This is a genomic window from Flavobacterium sp. DW-iso2, from assembly GCF_058725285.1.
This window is the reverse complement of record NZ_JBZXDY010000004.1, coordinates 164659-190196: the sequence shown is the minus strand read 5'-3', so window position 1 is coordinate 190196 and position 25538 is coordinate 164659. Positions and strand designations below refer to the sequence as shown.

General features: G+C 32.9%; 26 protein-coding genes. 6 read left to right on the top strand and 20 right to left on the bottom strand.

Annotated features, from left to right (window positions below; genetic code table 11):
- Nucleotides 1–7: 7 nt before the first annotated feature.
- The 3 genes from AC4PRO_RS04740 (at nt 8) to AC4PRO_RS04730 (ending at nt 2734) form a co-directional block, all read left to right on the top strand.
- Nucleotides 8–844 (top strand): ion transporter, encoded by an 837-nt coding sequence (locus AC4PRO_RS04740; protein ID WP_492116504.1) that lies wholly within the window; start codon nt 8–10, stop codon nt 842–844.
- Between the two features lie 155 nt (nt 845–999).
- A complete protein-coding gene (miaA, locus tag AC4PRO_RS04735; protein ID WP_492116503.1) occupies nt 1000–1917 on the top strand; it encodes a tRNA (adenosine(37)-N6)-dimethylallyltransferase MiaA in 918 nt (305 codons plus the stop codon).
- 76 nt (nt 1918–1993) lie between these two features.
- Nucleotides 1994–2734, top strand: coding sequence for an acyl-[acyl-carrier-protein] thioesterase (locus AC4PRO_RS04730; RefSeq protein WP_074723679.1), 741 nt, complete (start codon nt 1994–1996; stop codon nt 2732–2734).
- Nucleotides 2735–2896: 162 nt separating this feature from the next.
- Here the strand turns inward: AC4PRO_RS04730 and AC4PRO_RS04725 are convergent, their stop codons facing one another.
- The 13 genes from AC4PRO_RS04725 to AC4PRO_RS04665 all read right to left on the bottom strand — a co-directional run bounded on the left by AC4PRO_RS04725 (nt 2897) and on the right by AC4PRO_RS04665 (nt 15676).
- Complete coding sequence (locus AC4PRO_RS04725; RefSeq protein WP_074723680.1) at nt 2897–3613, bottom strand: response regulator transcription factor; 717 nt, start codon at nt 3611–3613, stop codon at nt 2897–2899.
- 22 nt (nt 3614–3635) lie between these two features.
- Entirely contained in the window at nt 3636–5219 is a 1584-nt protein-coding gene (locus tag AC4PRO_RS04720) for a sensor histidine kinase (protein ID WP_074723681.1), read from the bottom strand.
- Nucleotides 5220–5278: 59 nt separating this feature from the next.
- Nucleotides 5279–5875 (bottom strand): dephospho-CoA kinase, encoded by a 597-nt coding sequence (gene coaE / locus AC4PRO_RS04715; protein ID WP_492116502.1) that lies wholly within the window; start codon nt 5873–5875, stop codon nt 5279–5281.
- 2 nt (nt 5876–5877) lie between these two features.
- Nucleotides 5878–6876 carry a glycosyltransferase family 2 protein gene (locus tag AC4PRO_RS04710; RefSeq protein ID WP_492116501.1) on the bottom strand — a complete coding sequence of 333 codons (999 nt, stop codon included), beginning with the start codon at nt 6874–6876 and terminating at the stop codon, nt 5878–5880.
- A gap of 127 nt (nt 6877–7003) precedes the next feature.
- A complete protein-coding gene (locus tag AC4PRO_RS04705) occupies nt 7004–7810 on the bottom strand; it encodes an enoyl-ACP reductase FabI (RefSeq protein ID WP_492116500.1) in 807 nt (268 codons plus the stop codon).
- Nucleotides 7811–7923: 113 nt separating this feature from the next.
- Nucleotides 7924–9114 (bottom strand): enoyl-ACP reductase FabV, encoded by a 1191-nt coding sequence (gene fabV / locus AC4PRO_RS04700; RefSeq protein ID WP_074723685.1) that lies wholly within the window; start codon nt 9112–9114, stop codon nt 7924–7926.
- Between the two features lie 91 nt (nt 9115–9205).
- Entirely contained in the window at nt 9206–10858 is a 1653-nt protein-coding gene (gene recN, locus AC4PRO_RS04695) for a DNA repair protein RecN (protein ID WP_492116499.1), read from the bottom strand.
- Nucleotides 10859–10915: 57 nt separating this feature from the next.
- On the bottom strand, nt 10916–11800 hold the full coding sequence (porD, locus tag AC4PRO_RS04690; protein WP_492116498.1) for a type IX secretion system protein PorD: 885 nt from the start codon (nt 11798–11800) through the stop codon (nt 10916–10918).
- Nucleotides 11793–13004, bottom strand: coding sequence for a bifunctional phosphopantothenoylcysteine decarboxylase/phosphopantothenate--cysteine ligase CoaBC (gene coaBC, locus AC4PRO_RS04685; RefSeq protein WP_492116497.1), 1212 nt, complete (start codon nt 13002–13004; stop codon nt 11793–11795). Before coaBC ends, porD begins: the two co-directional genes overlap by 8 nt.
- A gap of 7 nt (nt 13005–13011) precedes the next feature.
- Nucleotides 13012–13329 (bottom strand): DNA-directed RNA polymerase subunit omega, encoded by a 318-nt coding sequence (locus AC4PRO_RS04680; protein ID WP_026709525.1) that lies wholly within the window; start codon nt 13327–13329, stop codon nt 13012–13014.
- An 8-nt stretch (nt 13330–13337) separates the two neighbouring features.
- Nucleotides 13338–14132, bottom strand: coding sequence for an outer membrane protein assembly factor BamD (locus AC4PRO_RS04675; RefSeq protein ID WP_074723689.1), 795 nt, complete (start codon nt 14130–14132; stop codon nt 13338–13340).
- A 137-nt stretch (nt 14133–14269) separates the two neighbouring features.
- Nucleotides 14270–15151: a 4-hydroxy-tetrahydrodipicolinate synthase gene (gene dapA, locus AC4PRO_RS04670; RefSeq protein WP_492116496.1), complete on the bottom strand. Its 882-nt coding sequence runs from the start codon at nt 15149–15151 to the stop codon at nt 14270–14272.
- Between the two features lie 6 nt (nt 15152–15157).
- On the bottom strand, nt 15158–15676 hold the full coding sequence (locus tag AC4PRO_RS04665; RefSeq protein WP_492116495.1) for a DUF6913 domain-containing protein: 519 nt from the start codon (nt 15674–15676) through the stop codon (nt 15158–15160).
- 47 nt (nt 15677–15723) lie between these two features.
- Here AC4PRO_RS04665 and AC4PRO_RS04660 point away from each other — a divergent pair, with 47 nt between their 5' ends.
- Together AC4PRO_RS04660 and AC4PRO_RS04655 are read left to right on the top strand one after the other, a co-directional pair.
- Complete coding sequence (locus AC4PRO_RS04660) at nt 15724–16503, top strand: 5'-nucleotidase C-terminal domain-containing protein (protein ID WP_492116494.1); 780 nt, start codon at nt 15724–15726, stop codon at nt 16501–16503.
- Nucleotides 16504–16623: 120 nt separating this feature from the next.
- Nucleotides 16624–17535, top strand: coding sequence for a bifunctional metallophosphatase/5'-nucleotidase (locus AC4PRO_RS04655; RefSeq protein WP_492116493.1), 912 nt, complete (start codon nt 16624–16626; stop codon nt 17533–17535).
- Here AC4PRO_RS04655 and AC4PRO_RS04650 read toward each other — a convergent pair.
- From AC4PRO_RS04650 to rpsF, 6 genes are all read right to left on the bottom strand, one after another.
- Complete coding sequence (locus tag AC4PRO_RS04650) at nt 17532–18125, bottom strand: lysoplasmalogenase family protein (RefSeq protein WP_492116523.1); 594 nt, start codon at nt 18123–18125, stop codon at nt 17532–17534. The genes AC4PRO_RS04655 and AC4PRO_RS04650 overlap by 4 nt on opposite strands.
- Before the next feature lie 76 nt (nt 18126–18201).
- Nucleotides 18202–20205, bottom strand: a complete 2004-nt coding sequence (ligA, locus tag AC4PRO_RS04645; protein ID WP_492116492.1) for an NAD-dependent DNA ligase LigA — start codon at nt 20203–20205, stop codon at nt 18202–18204.
- 76 nt (nt 20206–20281) lie between these two features.
- Nucleotides 20282–20755, bottom strand: coding sequence for a DUF6495 family protein (locus AC4PRO_RS04640; protein WP_074723694.1), 474 nt, complete (start codon nt 20753–20755; stop codon nt 20282–20284).
- Nucleotides 20756–21039: 284 nt separating this feature from the next.
- A complete protein-coding gene (rplI, locus tag AC4PRO_RS04635) occupies nt 21040–21477 on the bottom strand; it encodes a 50S ribosomal protein L9 (protein WP_074723695.1) in 438 nt (145 codons plus the stop codon).
- 65 nt (nt 21478–21542) lie between these two features.
- A complete protein-coding gene (rpsR, locus tag AC4PRO_RS04630; RefSeq protein ID WP_074723696.1) occupies nt 21543–21839 on the bottom strand; it encodes a 30S ribosomal protein S18 in 297 nt (98 codons plus the stop codon).
- Between the two features lie 5 nt (nt 21840–21844).
- Nucleotides 21845–22186 (bottom strand): 30S ribosomal protein S6, encoded by a 342-nt coding sequence (gene rpsF / locus AC4PRO_RS04625; RefSeq protein WP_492116491.1) that lies wholly within the window; start codon nt 22184–22186, stop codon nt 21845–21847.
- A gap of 164 nt (nt 22187–22350) precedes the next feature.
- Here rpsF and AC4PRO_RS04620 point away from each other — a divergent pair, with 164 nt between their 5' ends.
- Nucleotides 22351–23046 (top strand): LytR/AlgR family response regulator transcription factor, encoded by a 696-nt coding sequence (locus AC4PRO_RS04620; RefSeq protein WP_074723698.1) that lies wholly within the window; start codon nt 22351–22353, stop codon nt 23044–23046.
- 7 nt (nt 23047–23053) lie between these two features.
- Here AC4PRO_RS04620 and priA read toward each other — a convergent pair whose 3' ends face one another.
- On the bottom strand, nt 23054–25507 hold the full coding sequence (priA, locus tag AC4PRO_RS04615) for a replication restart helicase PriA (protein ID WP_492116490.1): 2454 nt from the start codon (nt 25505–25507) through the stop codon (nt 23054–23056).
- Nucleotides 25508–25538 lie beyond the last annotated feature (31 nt).

Below are 25538 nucleotides of genomic sequence, written 5' to 3'. Positions count from 1 at the left end.
ACTACTTATGGCTGAATTGAAATCAAAGTATGACCGTTTTAGACAAAAAGCAAATGTAATAATCTATGGAACTAGCACAAAAGCGGGTCGATTATTCGATTTAATTCTCCTTGGTCTTATTTTGTTGAGTGTTCTTTTAGTAATGATGGAAACCGTTGCTGAATTTGATTTAAAATACCATTCCTACCTTGTACTTCTCGAGTGGATTATCACTGGATTATTTACCATCGAATACATTTTAAGAATCATTACAATCAATAAACCCTGGAAATACATGTCCAGTTTCTATGGCATCATTGATTTGCTCGCTATTTTGCCCATGTATTTGTCCATTTTCTTTATGGGAACCAGTATTCTGACCGTCGTACGTTCGTTACGACTACTGCGATTATTCAAGATACTAAACCATCCACAGTTTACAAGTCAGTCACTGCAGTTAAACCAAGCCATTAAAGCCAGCAAGGGCAAAATCATAGTCTTCATATACTTTGTATTGATCTCCACCATTATCATTGGATCGATAATGTACCTAGTAGAAGGTAAGGAAAGTGGTTTTACCAGTATTCCGGCCAGTATTTATTGGACAATTGTCACCCTAACTACCGTTGGCTATGGAGACATCTCTCCTGAGACACCATTAGGACAATTTATCGCTTCTTTTGTTATGATTTTGGGATACGGCATCATCGCAGTACCTACTGGTATCGTAACTGCCGAAATCGCCAAAAGAACTCATGATAAAGTCGCTATTCATAAAAAACCATGTACAAACTGCGGTACCGAAGATTATCCAGGAAATGCTAACTTTTGCCCCCATTGCGGACATTCATTTGATACTAAATAAGCTATGAAGCAATTCCAGCTATGCACTACAACTCCTCCTCCTACAAGTTGTATTTCTAAGACATAAAAGGAGCTTCTAAAGGCGCTCTTTTACGTCAATAAATACTAACTTGCAGTCATCCGGGGTTTACGTTGCTATCTGGGCTAAAAATAAATATGAAACATCTCATCACCATTGTCGGGCCTACAGCCATAGGAAAAACAGCCTTAAGTATTATTTTGGCTAATCATTTTCAATGCGAAATTATTTCTTGTGATAGCCGACAATTTTTCAAGGAAATGACAATTGGAACCGCCACTCCTACCGCAACCGAATTAGCTGCTGCTCCGCATCATTTCATCCAAAATAAATCCATATTTGAGAATTATACCGTTGGTGATTTTGAGAAAGACGCGATTAAAAAAAGCGATGAATTATTTTTGATAAATGATTATGTAATACTCGTAGGAGGCTCTGGTTTGTATGTAAATGCTGTTTTAAAAGGCTTTGATGAGTTCCCTGAAATAGATCCTTCAGTACGCGAAGCTGTAAATGCACAGTATGAAAAACTTGGTATCGTTTATTTGCAAGAGCAATTAAAAACACTTGATTTCGCTTACTTTGAAAGCATAACAAAAGAAAATCCGCAAACCCTTCAAAACCCGCAGCGGATGATGCGCTTTCTAGAAGTATGCATTGGCGCAGCACGGCCGTACTCTTCCTTTTTGAATCAGAAAACGAACGAACGCAGCTTCACTCCTATTCTTATCGGTCTTGAAGCAGAAAGAAGCGTAATGTACAACCGAATTAACCAACGCGTCAATATTATGATGAACGCAGGATTATTGGCAGAAGCCAAAAGCCTATATAAAAACAAAGAGTTGAATGCCCTACAAACCGTAGGATACAGAGAATTGTTTAGCTACTTTGATGGAGATTTTAGCTTGGAATTTGCTATCGAAGAAATCAAGAAAAACACTCGACGTTTTGCCAAGCGTCAACTCACTTGGTTCAAAAGAGATGAAAACACAAAATGGTTTGATTTTGAAACACCTTATACAACAATTATCGATTACGTCAACTCCATAAAATAAAAGTTAGATTTTGGAAATAGTTATGCCACATGCCATTCTAAAATCCTAAATCGTTAATCAAAAATCTTAAATTTTCATGCCAATAGCTCCAAATTTCACTTCTGTTTTAAGTAAGGATTGGGAAATCAATTTCACCCAATGCATGCCTAATGGCTATTTAAAATACACTGACTTATGTAATATTCTGCAATTAACTGCTGCGGCACATTCTGATATGGGTGGTATTAGTTTTTCTGATATGCAGGAATTCAGTCAAGCTTGGGTACTAAGCAGAATGCGTGTTGAAATTAGCGCATTACCAAAATGGAGAGATGTAGTCACGGTAACAACATGGATTAACACCCTAGAAAACTCCCGTTCTGTGCGTGCATTAGAAATGCATATAAACGGTATTAAAATTGTTGGTTCAGAAACTTTTTGGGCTGTATTTAATACAGAGAAACGCCGTCCGGAAGCATTAGCCTTACCATATGAACATTTCGAACTGTATCCCGAACGAAAACCAACCGTAGAAAGTTTTTCCAAAATAACGGTCAATCCAGAGAAAGAAGTGGTTTTTAAGAAAGTGGTTTACTTATCTGATTTAGATATTGTCAATCATGTTAATAATGTAAAATACCTAGAATGGTGCTTAGACCATGTGGACGAAAAATTGATTCTGAATCAAAAGCTGAATAGTTTTGAAATGAATTTTATGAAAGAATTATCTTTAAATGATACCGTTGTAATACATGAGAATCTATCAGAAGAATCTAGTACATTTAGTATCACAAAAGAAGATAAAACCTGCTTTGCTTTACAATTGAATTGGAAATAAAAACATCTTATTTCTACAAAATGCTAGCCCAAATAGAGGCAAATATCCTTTTATGCCAATAACGACAATTCGGCATGGCAAAAAAGATTGTAGTCTCGTCTTTAGGACGAGACTGGAAAAAAGCACAAAAAAAGGCTTCGATTTCTCGAAGCCTTCTCTATTTTATTTTTCTACTTTGTTTTTTACAACTAATCTAAAACCTTCACCGTGAATATTCAAGATTTCTACATCTTCATCTAATTTAAGATACTTTCTTAGCTTAGCGATGTACACATCCATACTTCTAGACGTGAAATAGTTATCATCTCTCCATATTTTTGTCAAGGCTAATTCTCTAGGCATTAAATCATTTTCATGAAGAATTAACATTTTCAATAATTCATTCTCTTTTGGAGACAATTTAATTGGTTCTTGATTATCAAAAGTTAAAAATCTCAATTTAGAATTAAGATGAAATTTCCCAATATTGAATTCAAATTGAACTTGCTCTGTTTTAGAATCAGAAGATTTTCTTTGAATGATCGCTTTTATTTTCATCAACAACACTTCGGAATCAAAAGGTTTGTTCAAGTAATCATCAGCTCCCGCTTTGTATCCTTTTAAAACATCCTCTTTCATTGATTTTGCAGTAAGGAAAATAATAGGTACTTCGCTATTTTTCTCTCTTATTTCCTTAGCTAATGTATAGCCATCCTTATACGGCATCATTACATCCAGAATACATAAATCGTAGGTGTCTTTTTTGAATTTTTCAAATCCTTCCATACCATTCTTAGCCAAAGTAACATCAAAATCATTTAGCATTAAATAATCTTTAAGTACTGCACCAAAATTAAGGTCGTCTTCTACTAAAAGTATTTTTTTATTTATATTTTCCATATTATAATTTATTTGCGGTATTTTAATTTATTAGGGGTAATTTTATTATAAAGGTACTCCCTTTCCCTTTTTCACTTTCTACATATACCTGACCGTTATGATCTTCTACAATCCTTTTAACGTAGGCTAAGCCTAAGCCATGACCTTTCACATTATGTATATTTCCAGTGTGTTCTCTATAAAACTTTTCAAAAACTCTTTTTTGAGCTACTTTACTCATTCCTAATCCTTTATCCTGCACTTTAATAAGGATCATATCTTTAATATTTTCTGTATACACATCAATATCTGGTACATCAGGAGAGTATTTAATTGCATTTTCAAGAACATTAACGATTACATTGGTAAAATGTACATCATTCATTAAAACGGTGGTTCTCGCCGCTTCAAAATGAGTTGTAATTTGTCCTTCTCTATCTTCTAGAATTAAGTTCACATGCTCAATAGCATCAACTATAACTTCTTCAACATTGCTCGATTCTTTTTCTATATCAAGCTCCTTTTTCTCGAGTTTAGAAATTCTTAACACATTTTCGACCTGGGCATGCATCCGTTTATTTTCATCCCGAATCATCTGCAAGTATTTGAAAACCTTTTCCTTGTCATCAATTATTTTTGGGTTCTTAATTGCATCCAAAGCCAAATTAATTGTGGCAATAGGTGTTTTAAACTCATGCGTCATATTATTAATGAAATCTGTTTTAATTTCAGAAATTTGACGTTGGCGTATTAATTGATTTAATGCACTTGTATAGGCCACAATAATAATTAACGTAAAAATAATCGACAATACGGTTATACTTATCAATTCGGACAACAAGAATTTTTTCTTGTGCGGAAAACTAACTAATAACTTGTATTTTTCATTTCCCTCATTGTCCGCATATACTGGTACCGTATAGGTTGCTCCCTCATCATATTTAAAATCAGGCGACTTTACGTTCGTGGCAATGCCGTTACTGTAAATTCCGAATTCAAATTTTGTTTTTACTCCAGATACCTCTAATTCCTTTTTTATTAGTTTCTGTAAAGTCTCTACCGAAACCCTTTCTTGCAGTGGCATTGCAGCTGCAATATCTTTGTAAGAGATTTCAAATTGCACTTTATCTAGTACATCTAGATTACCTGATTTTTCAATCGTTACGTCAGGAAGTAGATTATTAGATAAACTTGATTTATCAACCGTGTTATTGTTATATACCTCTGTTACCCGTTTAGAACTAAAATTCTTGAACTTCTCATTATTAAATTTCTTATTAAATAATGACGATGAAATATCATAATCTTCAGAAATAACACTATTGGAATAGACAATAGTTTTATTCGTTTTTGTATTTCTCTGTACATAATAAAACTCTGTTAAATCTTCTTTTTTTGGCGTTTGGCCCGTGCTATCTTTTATGGTATTGTATCTATTATAAAAACTATACGCTTCTTGTTTTTGAAGTTTATCTGCTACATTACCAATAACCTGCGTTACGTGAAATTTAAATTGTTCATCATTATTTTTAAATGAACTATCGAACCAATACACCTGGACAAGAATTATACCAATTAAGGATAAACTCATTAACAAAACTAGTAATCTAAAAAAAAGTTTATTCATCAGAGCAAAATTAACATTTTAACAGTATGAATGATAATATATTAACCAAACATTAACATCTAACACTCGTTTTGTTTAATCTTCAAAATTTTAAGAATTTCATCCGTTTTTCTTTTAGCCATTTCAACATCAATGTTTTCAATAACATAATCACTTTTTGAAACCCGCTGTTCATCAGTCCATTGTGAATTTATTCTTTCCAAAACCTGCTCTCTCGTTGTTTTATCTCGTTCAATTACACGTTGAATGCGTGATTCTAATGGTGCTGTGACCGTAATTATTAGGTCGAAGTCTTTATAATTTCCGCTTTCAAATAAAATGGCTGCTTCATAAATTATAATTGGAAACTTTTTATGTTCCATAAGCCATTCTTTAAAATGCTGCTTAACTGCAGGATGAACAATCGCATTAAGTTCTTTTAATTTTCCAGGGGCTTGAAACACGATTTCAGCTAGTTTATCTCTTTTCAGAATTGTTCCTTCAAAAAGTGTCTCACCAAATGTTTCTTTAATGGCACCTATAACTTTAGGAGTTTGCATAATTTTCCTTGCTTCGTCATCTGCTATATAAACAGGTAGCCCCAAAGACTTAAAATACTTTGCAATCGTAGTTTTTCCGCTGCCGATTCCTCCTGTTAAACCTATAATTTTAGTCATAATTATACTTTAAAAAACAATTCAGGAAAAGCATTTTGTGGCTTTTTCTTCAAAATAATAATTTTTATAAATGATTCTATAAAACCTATTCCGTAGCCATAAAACTGTTTCCATACGGCTACTAACGATAAATAGCCAATTTTAATACTTCTATTCTGATATGTTGAGACCAAAAATAGTACCAAAAAGTAAATGAAATATAACTTTAGTAATAAATCAATATTGAAAATCAATAATAGTACTGCTATCACAAATCCAATAATAAAAACAGAGGGGAAAAAAAACGTAAGCTTATTGTGTTGCGGGTACCAACTATTAAGTATTGGTCTTGCTTTACCAAATTTATTAACTTGTACTGAAAACTTGTCCCAATCAATCCTTCTCTTATGATATACATACGCATTTGCGAAGAGTTTGGTTTCAAAACCTAAATTCCATAATCGGATTGATAAGTCTGGGTCTTCTCCAGGATGGATGTTTCCAAAGCCTTTTGATGCTTCAAACGCTTTTCTAGACAATCCCATATTGAAACTTCTTGGTTGGAATTTACCTATTTTTTCAGAACCGCCTCTTATTCCTCCAGTAGTCAAGAATGAAGTCATAGCAAAATTGATTGCCTTTTGTATATCTGAAAAGCTATCAAGTGCACGATCAGGACCTCCGAAGCAATCCGCGTAATTTTGATTTAAAGCCATATCTACTTCGTTAAAATATTCTGCAGGAATAATACAATCAGAATCAAAAATAATAAAGTAATCGCCCTTTGCTTTTTTCATTCCGTAATTCCTAGAATCCCCAGGGCCAGAATTATCTTTGTAGTAATAGGCAATAGTTAATTTATCATCGTATTTTTGAACCACATCATCACATTTTAGAGAAGAGCCATCCTCTATAATTACAATTTCAAAATCTTCATTATAATTTGATTTTGATAAACTTTCTAATAGTTCATCAACTTCTTCGGGTCTATTGTAAACGGGGATAATTAAAGAAAAAAACATCTATTTACTATGGTATTAGTTAAAAAATAAATAAGGCAGCAAAGATATACTATTATGTAGTATTCATAAAAAAAACCATCAACTTATAATTGATGGTTCTGTATTAAATTTAAATAGGTCTTTACCGCTATTCAAACATTTTCATTACTTCCTGACTGACTCCCATATTAGAGAATCCACCGTCATGCAAAAGGTTTTGAAGTGTGACCATTTTTGTTAAATCTGAAAACATAGAAACGGTATAATTAGCACAATCTAAAGCACTTGCATTCCCTAAGGGCGCCATTTTATTAGCAAAATCGATAAAACCACCAAACCCCTTTACTCCTTGTCCTGCTTTGGTAGCCGTTGGTGATTGCGATATGGTATTTACTCTCACTTTTTTATCTCTACCAAAGAAATACCCAAAACTACGAGCAATCGACTCCAAATACGCTTTATTGTCAGCCATATCGTTGTAATCCGGAAAAACACGTTGCGCTGCCATATAAGACAAGGCGACAATGCTCCCCCATTCGTTCATGGCGTCTTTTTTATACAATACTTGCATTACCTTATGAAAAGAAACAGCAGATACATTCCATCCCTTTTCTGTATACTCGTAATTTTGATTGGTGTAATGATTTCCTTTTCTAACATTGACTGACATTCCGATTGAATGCAAAACAAAATCTATTTTGCCTCCTAGAATATCCATAGCTTGATCTACTAAATTTTCTAAATCAGCCACCGAAGTCGCATCAGCAGCAATAATTTGTGCCCCGGTTTTTTTACCAAGTGCATCAATTGAACCCATCCTTATTGACGCTGGAGCATTCGAAAGAACAAAAACACCTCCTTCTTCATGAACTCTTTCCGCTGTTTTCCAAGCTATAGAGTTTTCATCCAACGCACCGAAAATGATTCCTCTTTTTCCTTTTAATAAATTATACATGCTAATTTCTATTTAAAGTGTTTGATTTAAAATAAAAAAACACCTTAATTTCTAAAGGATAAACCAATATGAAATTAAAGTGTTTTACAAAAATTCACTGCTGTTAAATCGTATTATGCAATACTCTCAACACCTACCATTTCGTTTGCTTCTGCTTTGTAGTCTACTCCAGCAAATCCAAATCCGAAAAGATTATGAAAATCACTTCTGTATCCTTCTAAATCTCCAAGGTCCGCTAGGTTCTCAGTTGTTGCTTCTTGCCATAACTTGGCTATTTTTTCTTGAACATCAGGACGCATTTCCCAATCGTCAACACGAATTCTTCCTTTTTCATCTGTAGGTATTTCTTTTCCGGAGAACAATCTATCAGCATACAAACGTTGAATTTGTTCGATACAACCTTCGTGAATTCCTTCTTCTTTCATTATTTTATACAATAACGAAATATACAAAGGAATAACTGGAATCGCTGAACTCGCTTGTGTTACTAAAGCTTTATTTACAGAAACATAGGCTTTACCGTCAATGTCAGCCAAACTGTCTGTGATAGTAAATGCGGTAGCTTCCAAGTCATCTTTAGCACGACCAATTGTTCCTTTTCTATAAACCGCTTCAGTTAATGATGGCCCTATGTAAGAATAAGCAACAGTTGTTGCACCTGGAGCCAATAAATTTTCTGCTTTTAACGCATCGATCCACATTTTCCAATCTTCACCTCCCATTACAGCAACCGTATTTTCAATATCATCACCACTAGATGGTTCAATTGAAATCTCTGATACTTTTCCAGAATGAAAATCTACTGTTTTATTAGTAAAAGTACCACCTATCGGTTTTAATACAGAACGATGTAAAATACCTGTAGTAGGATGCATACGAACTGGTGAAGCCAAGCTATAGATTATTAAATCTACTTGTCCTAAATCAGCTTTTATAAGGTCTAATGTTTGTTTTTTTATTTCATTCGAAAAAGCATCTCCGTTTATACTTTTTGCATACAGACCTGCTTTATGTGCTTCTTTTTCGAAAGCTGCAGAGTTGTACCAACCTGGAGAAGCAGTTCTACCTTCTGTAGGTGGCTTTTCAAAAAACACTCCTATAGTAGCTGCATTTGATCCAAAAGCACTAGAAATTCTTGAAGCTAATCCAAAACCTGTTGAAGCACCAATTACTAATACTTTTTTAGCTCCATTGATAGCACCTTTTGATTTAATGTATTCAATTTGATTTTTTATATTTTGTTCGCATCCATCAGGATGAGCTGTCAAACAAATAAATCCTCTCATTCTTGGTTCTATAATCATTTTTATATCGTTTAATCGTTGATTTAGTATTTCAATTTATTTGTAAAATTTTCATCCTTCTTCCAAAAAAGAACAAATATAACCCAAAAAACTAGTTCAGCAAGGCTTTCGCGTGATTTAGCGCGGAATCTGAAACTACTGCTCCGGATAACATTTGGGCAATTTCAATGATACGTTCCTCCTCTGTTAAGAGCTTTAATTCAGACTGAGTGTCCTCTCCTACCGTTGATTTAGAGACCTTGAAATGCGCATTCCCTTTGGCAGCTATCTGTGGTAAATGGGTAATGGCAAAAATTTGCATGGTCTGACTCATTTCTTTCATTATCTCACCCATCTTAATAGCAATTTCTCCAGAAACTCCAGTATCAATTTCATCAAAAATTAACGTTGGTAATTTAGAATACTGTGCTAATATTGCCTTAACTGCGAGCATAATACGAGACATTTCCCCACCGGAAGCCACTTTTTTTAGTATCCCAAAATCAGTTCCTTTATTAGCTGAAAACAAAAATTGAATTTCATCTTTTCCGTTAGCAAAATAGGATTCCGATTGTTTTACCTGAATATCAAAACGAACGTTAGGCATACCTAATGTATCTAAAATTACAATCATTTTTTGAGACAAAATTGGAATTGCATCTAATCGTTTATCGTGAATAGCCGTTGCCTTTTGATCTAATAAATCAGCCTTCTCTTGAATAACTAGCGTCAGTTTTTCAATTTCTGATTCTAAATTACCCAACTCAAAAACTGAATTTTCTAATTGAGTTTGAATTTCTATCAATTCCTCAATAGTCGAAACCTGATGCTTTTTTTGCAAATTATAAATAAGCTGTAACTTCTGACCAATAAAATCCAACTGCACTGGATCGTTTATTAATTTATCTGAACACCGACTCAGTTCATCTGAAATATCGTCAAATTCTATTGCTAGGCTTGTAATTCGTTCTAAAAGCGAATTATATTCTGTCGAAAAAGCAGCTATTTTTTGTAGAGAAGCTTTAATTTCTTTTAAATTATATAGAATTCCAATTTGTTCTTCATTGGCTACAGCCAAAGATTTATCAAGTGATTCTTTTATAATCTCTACATTATTTAACTTTTCAAACTCGTCTTCGAGAATCTCTTGTTCTCCTGATTTTAAATTAGCTTCAACCAATTCATTCAATAAGAAAGTATGGTACTCCTGCTCTTTTAGCGATTCTCCTTGTTTTTTTATGAGTGAATTTAGCTTTGTTTTATCTGCTTTATAACTTTTAAGGAGCACTTGATACTGTTGGATATTCTCTGCATTGTCTGCTATTGCGTCAATGATATCAAACTGAACATTCTCATCAGACAATTCTCTTGTTTGTTGTTGTGAATGAATGTCAATCAAAAATAAACTCAATTCTTGTAATACTTGCAAGTTCACGGGACTGTCATTTATAAAAGCCCTCGATTTCCCAGAAGGAAGAATTTCACGCCTAACAATTGTATCATCTTCATAATCCAATTCATTGCTTTCGAAAAAAGGAGATAAATTGTATTTAGATATTTCAAAATGGGCTTCGATAATACATTTTTCTTCCTTATTCTTTAAAGAAGTTAAGTCAGCTCTTTTTCCCAATACGAGCCCTAAGGCACCTAATATAATTGATTTCCCAGCACCCGTTTCTCCTGTAATAATTGAAAATCCTTTTGAAAAATCTATACTTAATTTTTCTATTAAAGCATAGTTTTTTATCGATAGAGTGGTTATCATTTATGGTATATTTTATTATGAAGATTTAAATTAACTGTAAAAAAATAGCTAATAAATTTAGTATTTAATCATTTCCCATTTACTAGAATTCAATGGAGAAGTTTTATTCAAACTCTCGATTAAATCCGATATGGTACTACTTGGACCTCCTGAAAAAATGGAAAGAATTTCATCTGATTTTGCATCGAAGAATATACGTGTCAAAAAGGCATTGGGTTTAGAACTGTTTAGTTTTCCCAGATCGATTAACGATTCTTTTATCTTTTCTTTCGCTCCTTTCACATCTTTTGCCATTAGATCTAAACCGGAATGATAATCCAATGTAGTTTTACGTACCGTTGAAAATGATCCTGATAACATATCATTAATAAGGAAATAACGATTTTGATTTCCGTCAGTTTGACTCCATCCTTTATAACCACTTTGTTGTGCAACGTTTGCGATATTTTGTGCTACTTCAAAATTAGTATTCCCTGATTCAGCCAAAAAAGTATCCTGATCCATTCCTAATATCATATAGCTATAAAAAGAAATTACAGAAACCAGATTAGATTCGAATGCTGTAGGGTTAAAAATTAAATTTTCAAATTCAGTATATCTAAAGCTGAAATCCTTATCGTTGTAGTTTAGTACTGGTGAAGAATAGGAAGAATTAAAAATAGGTCTTGAAGATTGTACTTGCAACGTAGCTGTAAACTGATCTGAATTGTTTGCTAAAATAGTAACAAACATGGAGCAATTAACTTTTTCATTTTGCTTTAATATCTGTCCTGTCCAATCTGTTTTATTTACAAATTCATTTAGGGATGTCTCCAAGGTTTTAAAAACCTGTAGATTAGCATTGCCTAATTTATCTGAATTCACCGTTACAGTACAATTTAATTGCTGTGCTTGAATAAGTCCAATTGATAGTAGTAAGAAAAAGGTAAATATTTTATTCATTAAAATTTGATATTACTTTATTTAATATATCGTCGGCAACTGCTTCTTTCGATTTTAGTTCCATCGGTTCAATATTAAAATTCTTATCAATAAAGGTCACTTTGTTGGTTAGTTTACCAAAACCAGCTCCTTGATCCTGCAAAGAATTTAAAACAATCAAATCTAAGTTTTTTTTCTGGATTTTAGCCTTTGCATTTTCAATTTCATTTTCTGTTTCTAAAGCAAAGCCAATTAAAAACTGATTTTTCTTTATACTTCCCAAAGAAGCCAATATGTCTTTTGTTTTTTCGAGTTCAATCACAAAATTATCTGCTGACTTTTTTATTTTTTGGGCAGCCACATTTTTGGGCTTATAATCAGCTACGGCAGCAGCAGCTATCGCAACGTCCACTTCATCAAAATAATGATGACATGCTTCGTACATTTCTTGTGCAGAAACAACGTTAACCACTTGAATCAAAGAATGATTTATCGTAAAATGCGTGGGGCCTGACACTAAAATAACCGAAGCTCCTAGATTAGCAGCACTTTTTGCAATATCAAATCCCATTTTACCGGAGGAATGATTTCCTATAAAACGAACAGGATCTATTGCTTCATAGGTAGGGCCTGCTGTAATTAATATTTTTTTTCCTTTTAAAGGTAATTTACTTTCTAAGTCTGCTTCCAAAAAACGAATGATATTCTCAGGCTCAGCCATTCTTCCTTCCCCAGAAAGACCACTCGCCAATTCACCATTTTCAGCTGGAATAATTGTATTCCCAAATGCTTGTAACAATTTAAAACTAGCTACTGTAGAAGGGTGTTTGTACATATCTAAATCCATTGCAGGTGCAAAAAAAACTGGACATTTTGCAGATAGATATGTTGCAATTAAAAGGTTATCACAAGTACCATTTGCCATCTTTGACAAGGTATTTGCTGTCGCTGGAGCAAGTACCATTATATCTGCCCATAACCCTAACTCAACATGATTATTCCATTTTTCGTTCTCATCATCTTGATTGAAGAAACTGGAATGCACCGGGTTTTTAGATAAGGTCGATAAGGTAAGAGGAGTTACAAAATCCTTAGAAGCAGGTGTCATTATCACTTGGACATGTGCACCTGCTTTTATGAATAGTCGTACTAACGACGCTGTTTTATAGGCGGCAATTCCACCAGAAATTCCTAGTAAAACTTTCTTTCCGCTTAAAACTGACATTGTACTTTTATTTATTTGAATCTCTGTGGTAAATTTTACCGTCTAACCATTCTTGAACAGCTAAAGCGTGTGGCTTTGGCAATTTTTCATAGAATTTTGAAACCTCAATCTGTTCTTTGTTTTCAAAAACTTCTTCAAGACTATCATTATATGTAGCAAACTCTTCTAGTTTTTCAGTCAATTCTTTTTTAATTTCAGAATTGATTTGATTTGCTCTTTTAGCCATAATGGTTATCGCTTCATACACGTTTCCAGTAGGTTCTTCAATAACAGTTTTATTGTATGTTATTGTATTTACCGGAGCATTCGTCTTTTTTAAATCCATGACTTTATTTATTTAGTAAATTTTTGTAAATCTTGTTCAATTCGAGCTAACATTTCGTTCGCTTTCTCTTTATATTTCGTTTCGGCATCAAATTTAATCAAACTTGAATAGGCTGTTTTTGCTACATTCAACCTTTCTTCCATTTTTGAAGGAACACTGTTTATTCCTAATTGGTATGCAGAATCAAATTTATAAAACAATGCATCCTCTTTAAATGGTGTCCCAGGATAATCAGTGATGAAATTATCTAAAGCTACAATTGCTGATTTATAATCTAAAATTGTATTGTATCCTTTGGCATTTTCATACACTTTTTGCTCTATTTTTTCAGTTAAAAGCTTTACCGTTTTATTTGCCTCACCTAAATATTCTGAATTAGGGTAGGTATCGATAAAAACCTGTAATTTATCTATCGCTTTAAACGTATCTGTTTGGTCTAAGCTGTAGACTGGCGATAACATAGAATAGCTTTTTGACCCTAAATAAGCAGCTTCTTGGACTTTTTCACTTTTAGGATATCCTGAAACGAAACTTTCAAACTGATACCCTGCTAAATAATACTGTTTTGTTTTGTAATAAGACTGTGCAAACATATAAAACAACTTTTCTGCTTGTGGTTTTCCTCTGTAAGCAGGTGCAATTTGTTCAAAAATTCGTATTGCCTTAGTATACTTTCCAGCTTCATATAATTTAGTACCTACTTCAAATTTAACAGATACATCATCGTTTTTCAATGCCTTTTGATATTCATTGCATGAAGCAAAAAAAACAACAACAAGCAATAAAGATATAATTTTTTTCATTTTATTTATTTTAATTGACTTAATAGGTTACGCATAACCCACAAAAAATCATACCGAAGTTTCGGTGGCAAATTTAGTTATTAATTTAGCTACTACAAAATATTTCTTCGCTTAAAAATAAGCGGGATTTTACTCACTTATTTAGCTGTGTTTTTAACAAATTGAGCTATTCTTTGAGATAAAGATTCATCAACCTGAACTAATGGTAAACGCACAAAACTATCTGCTATTCCCAGTGCCTCAAACACTTGTTTGATTCCAGCAGGATTCCCTTGTTCAAAAATCATATCAACACAATCAGACAAAAGGTATTGAATTTTAAAGGCCTCATCCACTTTGCGATTCAATCCCAAACGAATCATTTCAGAAAATTCTTTCGGAAAACCTTGCCCAATTACAGAAATAACTCCTGCACCACCTGCTAAAACAATGGGTAAAGCAATCATGTCATCCCCTGAAATTACCAGAAAGTCTTTTGGCTTATTCTTTATTATTTGCATGGCCTGCACCATATCTCCGGCTGCTTCTTTGATAGCAACAATATTTTCAAAATCATTTGCTAAACGTAGTACTGTTTTTGGCAACATATTACTTGAAGTTCTTCCTGGAACATTGTAAATGATTACAGGAATTGGAGATGCTTCCGAAATGGCTTTAAAATGTTGGTATATCCCTTCTTGCGTAGGTTTATTGTAAAAAGGAGAAACTGAAAGTATTGCAATAAAATCAGATAAATCCCTAGTTTGTAATTCTTCAACAATCCTTCTTGTATCATTTCCTCCTACTCCCAATACTAAAGGTAAACGGCCTTTATTGCAGTCAACCACTGTTTTAATAACCAACTCTTTTTCCTCTTGAGATAATGTAGCATTCTCTGCTGTTGTCCCCAAAATTACAAGATATTCAATCCCTCCGTCTACTGAAAAGTTTACGATTCTGCATAATGCTTCTGTATCAATTGAGAAATCTGCTTTAAATGGAGTCACAAGAGCAACACCAGTTCCTATTAATGCTTGCATGTTAAATTATATTTTGTTTAATATTTTTAAGTACCTAAATAATTCATGAGTAAAAACCTTGTAATTCTCTGCATTGGTATTGATCATTAAATTGTTTAATCTTTTATCAATAGCCGCAAAACCAACTTTGAAATGTGCTTTGGAATTATGAGTTACTATTAATAAAATTGATTTTTCAACATCATAATAACTAATCAGCAAATCAAATTCTTTGTCAATAAAATCGTTAACAGCAGAATTATCTATTTTGCCATTCCACTTTAAATGTTTAGAACTAAAAATAGCTCGCACATTGTTGGTGCTATTTTTTAATGTTTCTCTGTAAACAATAACATCTATATTTTCTTTTAAAATACCATTTGCAATTAACTCGTTTATAAAAGATTTTGATTCTGAAAAATGGCGTTGATCTATAACTACACCTACAGTCTTAATTATTTCAGACACCGAATCGCTATTTACATTTTGCAAACTGTTTTTTAATATTTTTTTTACAGAGAATTCTTTTATATAATTTAAAAACATTCTACTTTTACTGTTTTACAAAATTAATTAATTAAGTCTCATAACAAATGGTAAATCTAAAAAAGTATAACGATGTTTTAAAACTTTTTGTTATATTCTTAACATTTTTTTTCATCCACTCTTGTGGAACTAAAACACTGAGGCTAACGCGAATTGAAGGCAAACAATTACCCATTACCGAGAAAGAATCTCAAGTAGCTGAAATTGAAAACTTTATCAAACCCTACAGAGAGCATATTACTAAAGATTTAGACAGTGTTTTGGCCTACTGCCCTGAAACTTTAGAAAAAAGTACCGGAAAATGGCAAACAACTATTGGCAACTTAATGGCCGATGTTGTTTTAGAAAGAGGAAATAATGTCTTTACTAAAAGAGAAAATAAGAGTATTGATATCTGTTTACTCAATCAAGGTGGGATAAGATCTATTCTTCCAAAAGGAAATGTAACAAGTAGAAACGCTTTCCAAATTATGCCTTTTGAAAATAGCCTCGTTGTTGTAGCGTTAAAAGGCGAACAAATTTATGAAATTGTAGATTATTTCCTCTCTGAAAAGCAACCCCATCCTTTGTCTGGTATGTCGTTTACTATTGACAAAAATAATCATGCTAAAAATATATTGGTACAAGATAAACCACTGGAAAAAGATAAAGTATACTATGTAGGAACTAACGACTATTTATCGAATGGAGGAGACAATATGTCTTTTTTCAGCAAAGGGATTCAAAAATATAATTTGGATTATAAATTACGAAATATCTTGATTGATTACTTTAAAGAAGTAGACACTATACCTGTAATTAAAGATATTCGCATCACTGTCGAATAAGTATCAAATATTCTTAAAATAATCATAGCCTAGCCCCGATTGTAGTGAAAATCCTTTTTATTTTTAAAAAAAAGAAAAAGATTGCAACGGAAAGCGGGATTAAGCTCCAAAAAAGAAAAAATGAAAAGAAGAGATTTTTTAGAAAAAACGGCCGTAAGTACTGCAGTATTAGGTTTAGGTGTATCATTAAGCAGTTTTGTATCTTTGAATGTCAAAAAAATCACCATACTCCATACTAACGATGTCCATAGCCATATTGATCCTTTTCCTGCAGATGATCCCAGAAATCCAAATATGGGCGGTGTTGCCAGAAGAGCGGCATTGATCCAAAAAATCAGAAAGGAAGATGAAAATGTATTACTACTTGATGCGGGTGATATCTTTCAAGGGACGCCTTACTTCAATTATTATGGCGGTGAACTGGAATTTAAATTAATGAGCATGATGGAATATGATGCCTCGACCATAGGAAACCATGATTTTGATAATGGTGTTGCCGGTCTATACGCGCAAATGCCACATGCAAAATTCGAATTCTTATCTGCTAATTATGATTTTAAGAATACAGAATTGGATGGCTTGATTAAACCGTATAAAATTTTCAATAAAAACGGAATTAAAGTTGGTGTTTTTGGTATTGGAATTGAACTTGACGGTTTAGTTGATAAAAAAATGTATCAAGAAACGGTCTACAACAATCCTGTTGAAACAGCACAGGAAATGGCTAGAATATTAAAGGAAGAACTTAAATGCGACTTAATTATTTGTTTGTCACATTTAGGATATAACTATAAAAACGAGCCAACGAAAATCTGTGACTTGCAACTTGCAGCCTTAACAAAAGATATTGATCTGATAATCGGTGGACACACGCACACTTTTCTTGATAAACCAACCGTTACGAAAAACAGTATTGGGAATGAAGTTTTAGTGAATCAAGTAGGTTGTTATGGAATCAACCTTGGTCGAATTGATTTTTATTTTGATTCCAATAAAAGAAAAGCATCGGAAGGAAAATCCATTTTAGTTTAATTGATTTGCTTGCCATTTAGAATAAAGAAATTGACTAAAAAATAATAGGAAAAAACCTGTGTAAATATTTGGGTAAAGTTGAAAACACTAAATGATAGGTAAAATTTATTAATCATATAAAACATGTCTGAAAAGATAAAGAAAATTATTAACATTAATAAATTTACTGAGACAAGGGTAATTCTACGATTATATTCAACCATTGCAACACAAAATAAGGTTTCTAATATGACGCTATAAAGAATCAAATACAATATATTAATTTGCATTTTTTCAAATTTCAAGGTCAATATAAAATAAGATAAAGTACTCAGGCTAAGGAGGATTAATACAATTAAGAGTAAATTATACCTGTATTTTAGATTAATTTTTATAAAGCTAGGAAAAATATAGTACAGCAAAAGAATATAGGCGGTGAGAAAAGATAAAACTTCCCCCGTTACATAATTATTTGGACATAGTAATCTGTAAATATCACCCATAAAACAGGATAAGAAAACGGCTGCTTGTAGAAAATCTATTTTATAATTTGTAGCATCTAAATAGTACCATAAAGCTGAAGGCAACACAAAAGCCTTCGACCAAAGCATCCAATCAATCTTGCCAATTGTACTAAATATTATTGTAAAAATACAGGCTAAAAAATACAAAACCTTAATAACTGATTTAAGCTTCATTTATCATTTTTATAAAATCAGTTTCACTTATGATTGAAATATTTAACTTCGCTGCTTTCTCTAATTTAGCGGGACCCATGTTGTCCCCCGCTATTACATAATCTGTTTTTGACGAAATAGAACTTCCTACTTTACCTCCATTTTCTTCAATTGCTTTTTTTAATTCGTCCCGCGAAAATTTTTCAAAAACACCTGAAACTACAAAAATTTTAGCTGCTAATATAGTTGTTGCATTAGGATTTACTTTTTCTATGCTTTCAAATTGTACACCATGTTGCTTAAGTTGGTTGATGATCCTAACATTCTCTTCATTAGAAAAGAAATCAAGTACACTTTGCGCGATGCGTTCACCAATTTCATCAACTAAAACTAAATCCATTAACGTAGCTTGACTTAAAGAAACGATACTTTTATAATGCTTGGCTAATTTCTTAGCCACTGTTTCTCCCACGAATCGAATCCCTAATGCATACAAAACATTTTCAAACGGAATATCTTTTGATTTTTGTACGCCATTAACTAAGTTTTCGGCTGATTTTTGCGCCATTCTTTCTAGAGGAAGTATTTGATCTACAGTTAATTCATATAAGTCCGCATAATTATGCACCAGACCATTATTGAATAATAAGGCCACTGTTTCCCCACCGAGCCCTTCAATATCCATGGCTTTCCTCGAAATATAATGTTGAATTCGGCCTATGATTTGCGGCGGACATCCATAGAAATTAGGACAATAATGATTTGCTTCTCCTTCATTTCTAACTAATTTCGTATTGCATTCTGGGCAGTTCGTTATATATTTTGTTTTTTCAGTATTTTCCGGGCGTTTGCTTAAATCAACGGCTATTATTTTTGGTATTATTTCGCCTCCTTTTTCTACAAAAACAGTATCGCCAACTCTGATATCTAATTTTTCTATTTGGTCTGCATTATGTAATGAGGCTCGTTTTACAACTGTTCCTGCTAACTGTACTGCTTCTAAATTAGCAACTGGAGTAATCGCTCCTGTTCTTCCCACTTGGTAAGAAATAGAATTTAATTTCGTCGAAACTTGTTCTGATTTGAATTTATAGGCAATCGCCCAACGCGGAGATTTAGCAGTATAGCCTAATTCATCCTGATACTGAAAGCTATTTACTTTTAGTACAACCCCATCCGTTTCATAAGGCAATTCATGCCTGTGTACATCCCAATAATCGATAAACTGAAAAACTTCTTCTAAGTTATTCGCTAATTTAGCTTCTTTTGGCACTTTAAATCCCCAGTTTCTGCCCTTTTCTAAGCCGTCAAACTGTGTGTTAAAAGGGAGATTGTTTCCAATTAAAAAATACAATAAACAATCCAATGGTCTTTTTGCTACTTCGGCACTTTCTTTAAGCTTTAAACTACCCGAAGCCGTATTTCTAGGATTCGAATAAGGAGTTTCCCCAATTTCAATGAGTTCTTGATTCATTCTTTCGAAGCCCGCAAAAGGCAGAATAATTTCACCGCGTATATCAAATTTTTCTGGAAAATTGCCTTTTAATTGCAGTGGAACTGATTTTATTGTTTTGATATTACTAGTAACATCATCCCCTTGAAATCCATCTCCTCTGGTCACGGCTCTTTTTAATTTTCCGTGCTCGTAAGTAATGCTAATGGATGCCCCATCATATTTTAATTCACAGGTATACTCTAATGGAACATCTCCTAATACTTTCTGTATGCGTTTTTCCCAATCAATAAGATCTTCCTTAGAATAAGAATTATCCAAAGAATACATTCTATACTCATGACGCACTGTTTTAAAATTTTTCGTGATTGTACCTCCCACGCGTTGCGTAGGGGAACTTTCATCAAAATATTCGGGATGCTTATTTTCTAAATCTTGAAGTTGTGTTAGTTTTATATCAAATTCATAATCCGATATGGTAGGACTGTCCAATACATAGTAATTATAATTGTGTTGGTTTAATTCATCCCTTAATTTTTGAATCGTATTTTGAACATCCATAGAAAAAAAATTGGCTATTTTAGTAATTGAAAATCGCATACTAAAATAACCAATTTAAAAGAAATATCATGAATTATTACCCTTCAATAATTGAATTTATTTGCTTATACAATTGCCCATCACTTAAAAAAGCACCCTGTTGTATCAAAGCAAAAATAGAAGTATTACGCTCTTCTGTAAACTCCTTTTTACCCACTTTCATTTCGATTGTTTCTGTAAACATATTATCACTAAGCCATTGCAACCCTTCTTTCGTTAAAAAGTCAACCTCAGGAACCAATGATTTTAGAACTATAGACTGTACGTGCGTATCATAACTCTGGAAAAGAAAAATGTGGTTTTTTGAAAAATGCTCTAAATATTCAGCTCTTGTCAAAACCCCTTCCCAAACTAAATCTGAAAAAACGTCTAGTTCTTGCTCGGCCACCTCAGGTTTGTCTTTTTTAATGATATCCCATTCTGCTTTATCAATTGTTTGAGTTGCCAAAAAAGTAGTAAACTCTTGCGTTAACTCTTCAAATTGTTCTTTTGTTAATCTTGTATATTTCATTAAATTTTATTTTACTACAAAGCATTTCGCTTTTGTTGTTTTAATTTTGCAGCAAATTTAAAATTTAAAAATAGAAAAGCCTTCTTTTACAAGAAGGCTTTTCTATTTTTATTTAATAATTGGGACAAGAAAGTATATATAATTCCAAATTGTACTTGCCATCTTAACAGTAAAATAGCATCGTAATTAAATGTTTAGTTTGTGTAACATCAAAAACCGGCAAAAAAAAATCACTCCGAGGAGTGATTTTTAAATTTATCTATAAAAACGTTAACTAAATGAAATTATTCTGCAACAATTTCATAAGGCAATTCGATAATTACATCTCTGTGTAAACGAACACTTGCAGTGTATTTACCAGTACGCTTAACGATACCACTAGTGATGAATTTTCTATCAATTACTTGACCACCTTTTGCTAATACATTAGCGATGTCGATATTCGTGATTGAACCGAATAATTTTTCTCCACCCGCTTTTGCAGTAATTTTAATTTCGATAGCTTTTAAGGCTTCAGCAAGTACTTGGGCATCACCTACCACTTTAGCTTCTTTATGTGCTCTTTGTTTTAGGTTTTCAGCTAATACTTTCTTTGCAGAAGAGGTAGCTAAATGAGCAAATCCTTGTGGGATTAAAAAATTACGACCATAACCATTTTTTACAGTTACTACATCATCTTTAAATCCGACGTTTTGAACGTCTTGTTTTAATATAAGTTCCATGTTGTTGTCCTTTATTATAGAAGTTAGGTTTCATGTTTCAGAAAACCAACAACTGAGTTAAAATATTATTTAAGTAAATCGGCCACGTATGGCATTAAAGCTAAGTGACGTGCACGCTTTACAGCTACAGACACTTTTCTTTGGTATTTCAATGAAGTACCAGTTAAACGACGAGGAAGAATTTTTCCTTGCTCATTCACGAATTTCAATAAGAAATCAGCATCTTTAAAATCGATATACTTGATACCAGATTTTTTGAAACGACAGTATTTCTTTTGTTTGTTAGTTTCTATGTTTAAAGGAGTAAGATATCTGATATCTCCGTCTTTTTTTCCTGAAGCAGATTGTTGTAATGTTGCCATAATAATTAAGCTTTTTGAGATTTAATTTTTGCTCTTCTTCTTTCAGCCCAAGAGATAGCATGTTTGTCAAGACTTACCGTTAAAAAACGCATAACTCTTTCGTCACGTCTGAATTCAGTTTCAAAAGCGATTAAAACCTCTCCTGATACGTTATATTCAAACAAATGGTAAAATCCAGATTTTTTGTTTTGGATTTCATAAGCCATTTTTTTAAGACCCCAGTCCTCTTTAGATACAAACGTAGCACCTCTACTAGTAAGAAAATCTTCAAATTTGCTTACTGTTTCCTTCACCTGAACATCAGATAAAACGGGATTTAAAATGAAAACAGTTTCATAATGATTCATAAAAATTTATTTTATTGTTAAATTGGCTGCAAAAGTAGCCTTTATTTTTCAATAATCAACAATAATTTTAATTTAATCGACGTATGACAAAAAAATGATCTAAAAATATATTTATTTGAAAAAAAAAGATATATTTACTGTTCCAAATCTTAAATGCTAACATTATGAAGCTAAACTGTGTTGTTGTAGATGATAGTTCAATCCAAAGAATGATCATTTCGAAGTTAGTAAATAATCATCAAAATTTACATTTGATAGGAGATTTTTCAAATGCGATAGAAGCAAAAAGTTGTATGTCCATACATAATGTAGATTTAATATTTCTTGATATTGAAATGCCTGTAATTAGTGGCTTCGATTTTTTGGATGGATTAAAAATTAAACCTCAAATTATTTTTATCACTTCCAAAGCCGAGTATGCTATGAAAGCATTTGATTATGACGCTACGGATTATCTTCAAAAACCGATTGCATTAGATCGATTTAATGCATCTGTAAAAAGAGCTATGGATTTATATCTACTCAGAAAAGATACCAAAGAAGAAGAAGGTGAACATATTTTCATCAAAAGTAATTTGAAAAAACTAAAGATTTTTACTGCTAAAATAAAATGGATTGAAGCTTTTGGTGACTATGTAAGAGTCGTGACCGAAGATGACAGCAATCTAGTTCTTTCTACTATGAAATCTTTTGAGAATGATTTATCGAAAAAGAAATTTGTAAGGGTTCACAAATCCTATATCATTAACATTGATAAAGTAGAACGTTTCAATAGTAAATTTGCTGAAATAGGTGTGACTAAAATACCTTTAAGTAGAAACAAAAAAGAAGATTTAGTAAAAGCACTTTCATTTGCATAAAATTACTTTAATAAAAATCAACGTTTATCGCTACTTTAATTGCTCTGTATTGAGCAACTGAATCAAAGCTATTTAAAATTTTCTGTATAATATTTTTAATACTTCCTATTGAGATATTTGTTGGAATCTTTATGACTATTGTTCTGATGTATTCGTTTCTTATCCTATTTATAGCAGGTTCTTCAGGTCCCAAAACTGGAATATTTAGATTTTGGCTCATTACCTGATACAACCACAAAGCACCTTCTTTAAGTTTGTCAAAATCACGATGCTTTAATGTGATTTTAATAATCCTGAAGTATGGGGGATATTTATAAATTTGCCTGTCATATAATTGTTCGTTATACATCCCTATATAATCATTATTAGTCACCTGCTGTATCGTGTTGTGCTCTGGGTTATACGTTTGAATAATTACCTTTCCTTGCTTTTCTGAACGCCCTGAACGCCCTGACACTTGCGTCATCATTTGAAAACTTCTTTCAAAAGCCCTAAAATCGGGATGATACAGCATATTATCGGCATTCATGATTCCTACTAAACTTACGTTATCAAAATCAAGTCCTTTGGCTAGCATTTGAGTTCCTACCAGAATATCTACTTCCTTGTTTTTAAAACTATCAATGATTTTTTCGAACCCAAATTTGCCGCGAGTAGTGTCTTGATCCATTCTTCCTATTTTATAATCAGGAAAAAGGATTGTCAATTCTTGCTGGATTTGTTCTGTTCCAAAACCCTTAGTGGCCAAATCAACGCTAGAACAGCTGTGGCAATGAGTAGGCTTAGCAATGGAATACCCACAATAATGACATCGCAATTGATTTTTATGCTTATGATACGTCAAACTTACATCACATTGCTGGCAATGCGGCACGTGCCCACAAGTCATACACTCCACTACAGGAGAGTACCCTCTTCTGTTTTGAAACAAAATTACTTGTTCTCCTAGTGCAACGGCATTAGTAATCCCTTCGATCAATACATCACTAAAGTGACCTTTCATCTTTTTTCGGAAATATTTATCTTTTAAATCAACCAGCTCAATATTAGGCATTTTTACATTGCCAAATCGTTCTTTTATTTCGACCAAACCATATTTATCCGACTTAGCATTAAAATACGTTTCGATACTTGGCGTTGCCGAACCTAATAAAACTTTTGCTTTATGAAAATTTGCCAACACCACTGCAGCATCACGGGCGTGGTACCTAGGCGCAGGATCAACTTGTTTAAAGGTTTGCTCGTGCTCTTCATCCACGATTACAAATCCTAAGTCAGCAAACGGCAAAAATAAGGCCGACCTCGCTCCTATTACTATTTGTGCTTTTTCGGAATATTGTAAAACTTGATTCCACACTTCTACACGCTCATTATTATTGTATTTCGAATGAAAAACAGCCACTTTATTTCCAAAATAAGCTCTTAATCTCCCGACCAATTGAGTGGTAAGTGCAATTTCTGGTAACAAATACAAGACTTGCTTTCCGGTAAGTAGGTACTCCTCTATAAGCCTGATATAGATCTCCGTTTTCCCACTAGAAGTTACGCCATGTAAAAGACAAACTTCTTTCTGGTTAAAACTATCTTTAATCTCTGAAAAAGCATTTTGTTGCGCTCCACTCAGGTGCAATTCCTTTCTGCTTGAGTTTCCCGTAAAATTAACACGATCCTCTTGGATATAGTAATCTTCAAATATTTCTTTTTCTAAAAGAGCTTTTACAATTGCAGAGGTAGAACCAGCAGCCTCCACTAATTTTTTTACAGTAATAGGCTCCTTACTGCTAGCATTTAATTGAAAATATCTTAGAACAATTTCTTTTTGTTTACTGGCATTTTTTAGCGTTTCTAATAACACTGCCAAACCTTCATTCGATTCATATTTAGAATGTAAACGAATGTAACGGACTAATTTAGGTTTATAACTCTCAAGCACCTCCTCCTGAAGCACAAGTATATTTTTATCAATCAGTTTTTGAATGACAGGAAAAATATTTTTTTTATTTAAGATTAAGATGATATCCTGAACCTTAAGCGATGATTGCTGCTGCAAAGCCTGATATACTAAAAACTCATCATCAGAAAGCCCACGTTCATCAACTAAGACATCTGTTTTTTGAGAAATTACGGTTTCGCTTTCTAGTAACAATGCACTTGGCATCGCACCGCGATAAACATCGCCGATGGCGCACATATAATAGGATGCAATCCATTGCCAATGCGCAATCTGAATCTCAGTTACAATAGGAAATTCATCAAGTATTTGATGAATTTCTTTGGCATCATATAATGTGGGTTGATTTTGATGCGTTTCAACCACAAGTGCGGTATATACCTTACTTTTTCCGAAAGGAACCGCTACTCGCATTCCTTTCTTGATATAATGATACTCTGCTTCCGATATACTATACGTGAACGTTTTGGCAAGGGAAAGCGGTAAAATTACTTCGGCAAAAAAAAGCATTATTTGGATATTGGACGTTAATTAATGTAGT

What these genes read in the sequence shown, in the direction of transcription:
- AC4PRO_RS04740 (WP_492116504.1), top strand. Translation starts at nt 8, where the DNA reads ATGGCTGAATTGAAATCAAAGTATGACCGTTTTAGACAAAAAGCAAAT.
- miaA (WP_492116503.1), top strand. Translation starts at nt 1,000, where the DNA reads ATGAAACATCTCATCACCATTGTCGGGCCTACAGCCATAGGAAAAACA.
- AC4PRO_RS04730 (WP_074723679.1), top strand. Translation starts at nt 1,994, where the DNA reads ATGCCAATAGCTCCAAATTTCACTTCTGTTTTAAGTAAGGATTGGGAA.
- AC4PRO_RS04725 (WP_074723680.1), bottom strand. Translation starts at nt 3,613, where the DNA reads ATGGAAAATATAAATAAAAAAATACTTTTAGTAGAAGACGACCTTAAT.
- AC4PRO_RS04720 (WP_074723681.1), bottom strand. Translation starts at nt 5,219, where the DNA reads ATGAATAAACTTTTTTTTAGATTACTAGTTTTGTTAATGAGTTTATCC.
- coaE (WP_492116502.1), bottom strand. Translation starts at nt 5,875, where the DNA reads ATGACTAAAATTATAGGTTTAACAGGAGGAATCGGCAGCGGAAAAACT.
- AC4PRO_RS04710 (WP_492116501.1), bottom strand. Translation starts at nt 6,876, where the DNA reads ATGTTTTTTTCTTTAATTATCCCCGTTTACAATAGACCCGAAGAAGTT.
- AC4PRO_RS04705 (WP_492116500.1), bottom strand. Translation starts at nt 7,810, where the DNA reads ATGTATAATTTATTAAAAGGAAAAAGAGGAATCATTTTCGGTGCGTTG.
- fabV (WP_074723685.1), bottom strand. Translation starts at nt 9,114, where the DNA reads ATGATTATAGAACCAAGAATGAGAGGATTTATTTGTTTGACAGCTCAT.
- recN (WP_492116499.1), bottom strand. Translation starts at nt 10,858, where the DNA reads ATGATAACCACTCTATCGATAAAAAACTATGCTTTAATAGAAAAATTA.
- porD (WP_492116498.1), bottom strand. Translation starts at nt 11,800, where the DNA reads ATGAATAAAATATTTACCTTTTTCTTACTACTATCAATTGGACTTATT.
- coaBC (WP_492116497.1), bottom strand. Translation starts at nt 13,004, where the DNA reads ATGTCAGTTTTAAGCGGAAAGAAAGTTTTACTAGGAATTTCTGGTGGA.
- AC4PRO_RS04680 (WP_026709525.1), bottom strand. Translation starts at nt 13,329, where the DNA reads ATGGATTTAAAAAAGACGAATGCTCCGGTAAATACAATAACATACAAT.
- AC4PRO_RS04675 (WP_074723689.1), bottom strand. Translation starts at nt 14,132, where the DNA reads ATGAAAAAAATTATATCTTTATTGCTTGTTGTTGTTTTTTTTGCTTCA.
- dapA (WP_492116496.1), bottom strand. Translation starts at nt 15,151, where the DNA reads ATGCAAGCATTAATAGGAACTGGTGTTGCTCTTGTGACTCCATTTAAA.
- AC4PRO_RS04665 (WP_492116495.1), bottom strand. Translation starts at nt 15,676, where the DNA reads ATGTTTTTAAATTATATAAAAGAATTCTCTGTAAAAAAAATATTAAAA.
- AC4PRO_RS04660 (WP_492116494.1), top strand. Translation starts at nt 15,724, where the DNA reads ATGGTAAATCTAAAAAAGTATAACGATGTTTTAAAACTTTTTGTTATA.
- AC4PRO_RS04655 (WP_492116493.1), top strand. Translation starts at nt 16,624, where the DNA reads ATGAAAAGAAGAGATTTTTTAGAAAAAACGGCCGTAAGTACTGCAGTA.
- AC4PRO_RS04650 (WP_492116523.1), bottom strand. Translation starts at nt 18,125, where the DNA reads ATGCTTTGGTCGAAGGCTTTTGTGTTGCCTTCAGCTTTATGGTACTAT.
- ligA (WP_492116492.1), bottom strand. Translation starts at nt 20,205, where the DNA reads ATGGATGTTCAAAATACGATTCAAAAATTAAGGGATGAATTAAACCAA.
- AC4PRO_RS04640 (WP_074723694.1), bottom strand. Translation starts at nt 20,755, where the DNA reads ATGAAATATACAAGATTAACAAAAGAACAATTTGAAGAGTTAACGCAA.
- rplI (WP_074723695.1), bottom strand. Translation starts at nt 21,477, where the DNA reads ATGGAACTTATATTAAAACAAGACGTTCAAAACGTCGGATTTAAAGAT.
- rpsR (WP_074723696.1), bottom strand. Translation starts at nt 21,839, where the DNA reads ATGGCAACATTACAACAATCTGCTTCAGGAAAAAAAGACGGAGATATC.
- rpsF (WP_492116491.1), bottom strand. Translation starts at nt 22,186, where the DNA reads ATGAATCATTATGAAACTGTTTTCATTTTAAATCCCGTTTTATCTGAT.
- AC4PRO_RS04620 (WP_074723698.1), top strand. Translation starts at nt 22,351, where the DNA reads ATGAAGCTAAACTGTGTTGTTGTAGATGATAGTTCAATCCAAAGAATG.
- priA (WP_492116490.1), bottom strand. Translation starts at nt 25,507, where the DNA reads ATGCTTTTTTTTGCCGAAGTAATTTTACCGCTTTCCCTTGCCAAAACG.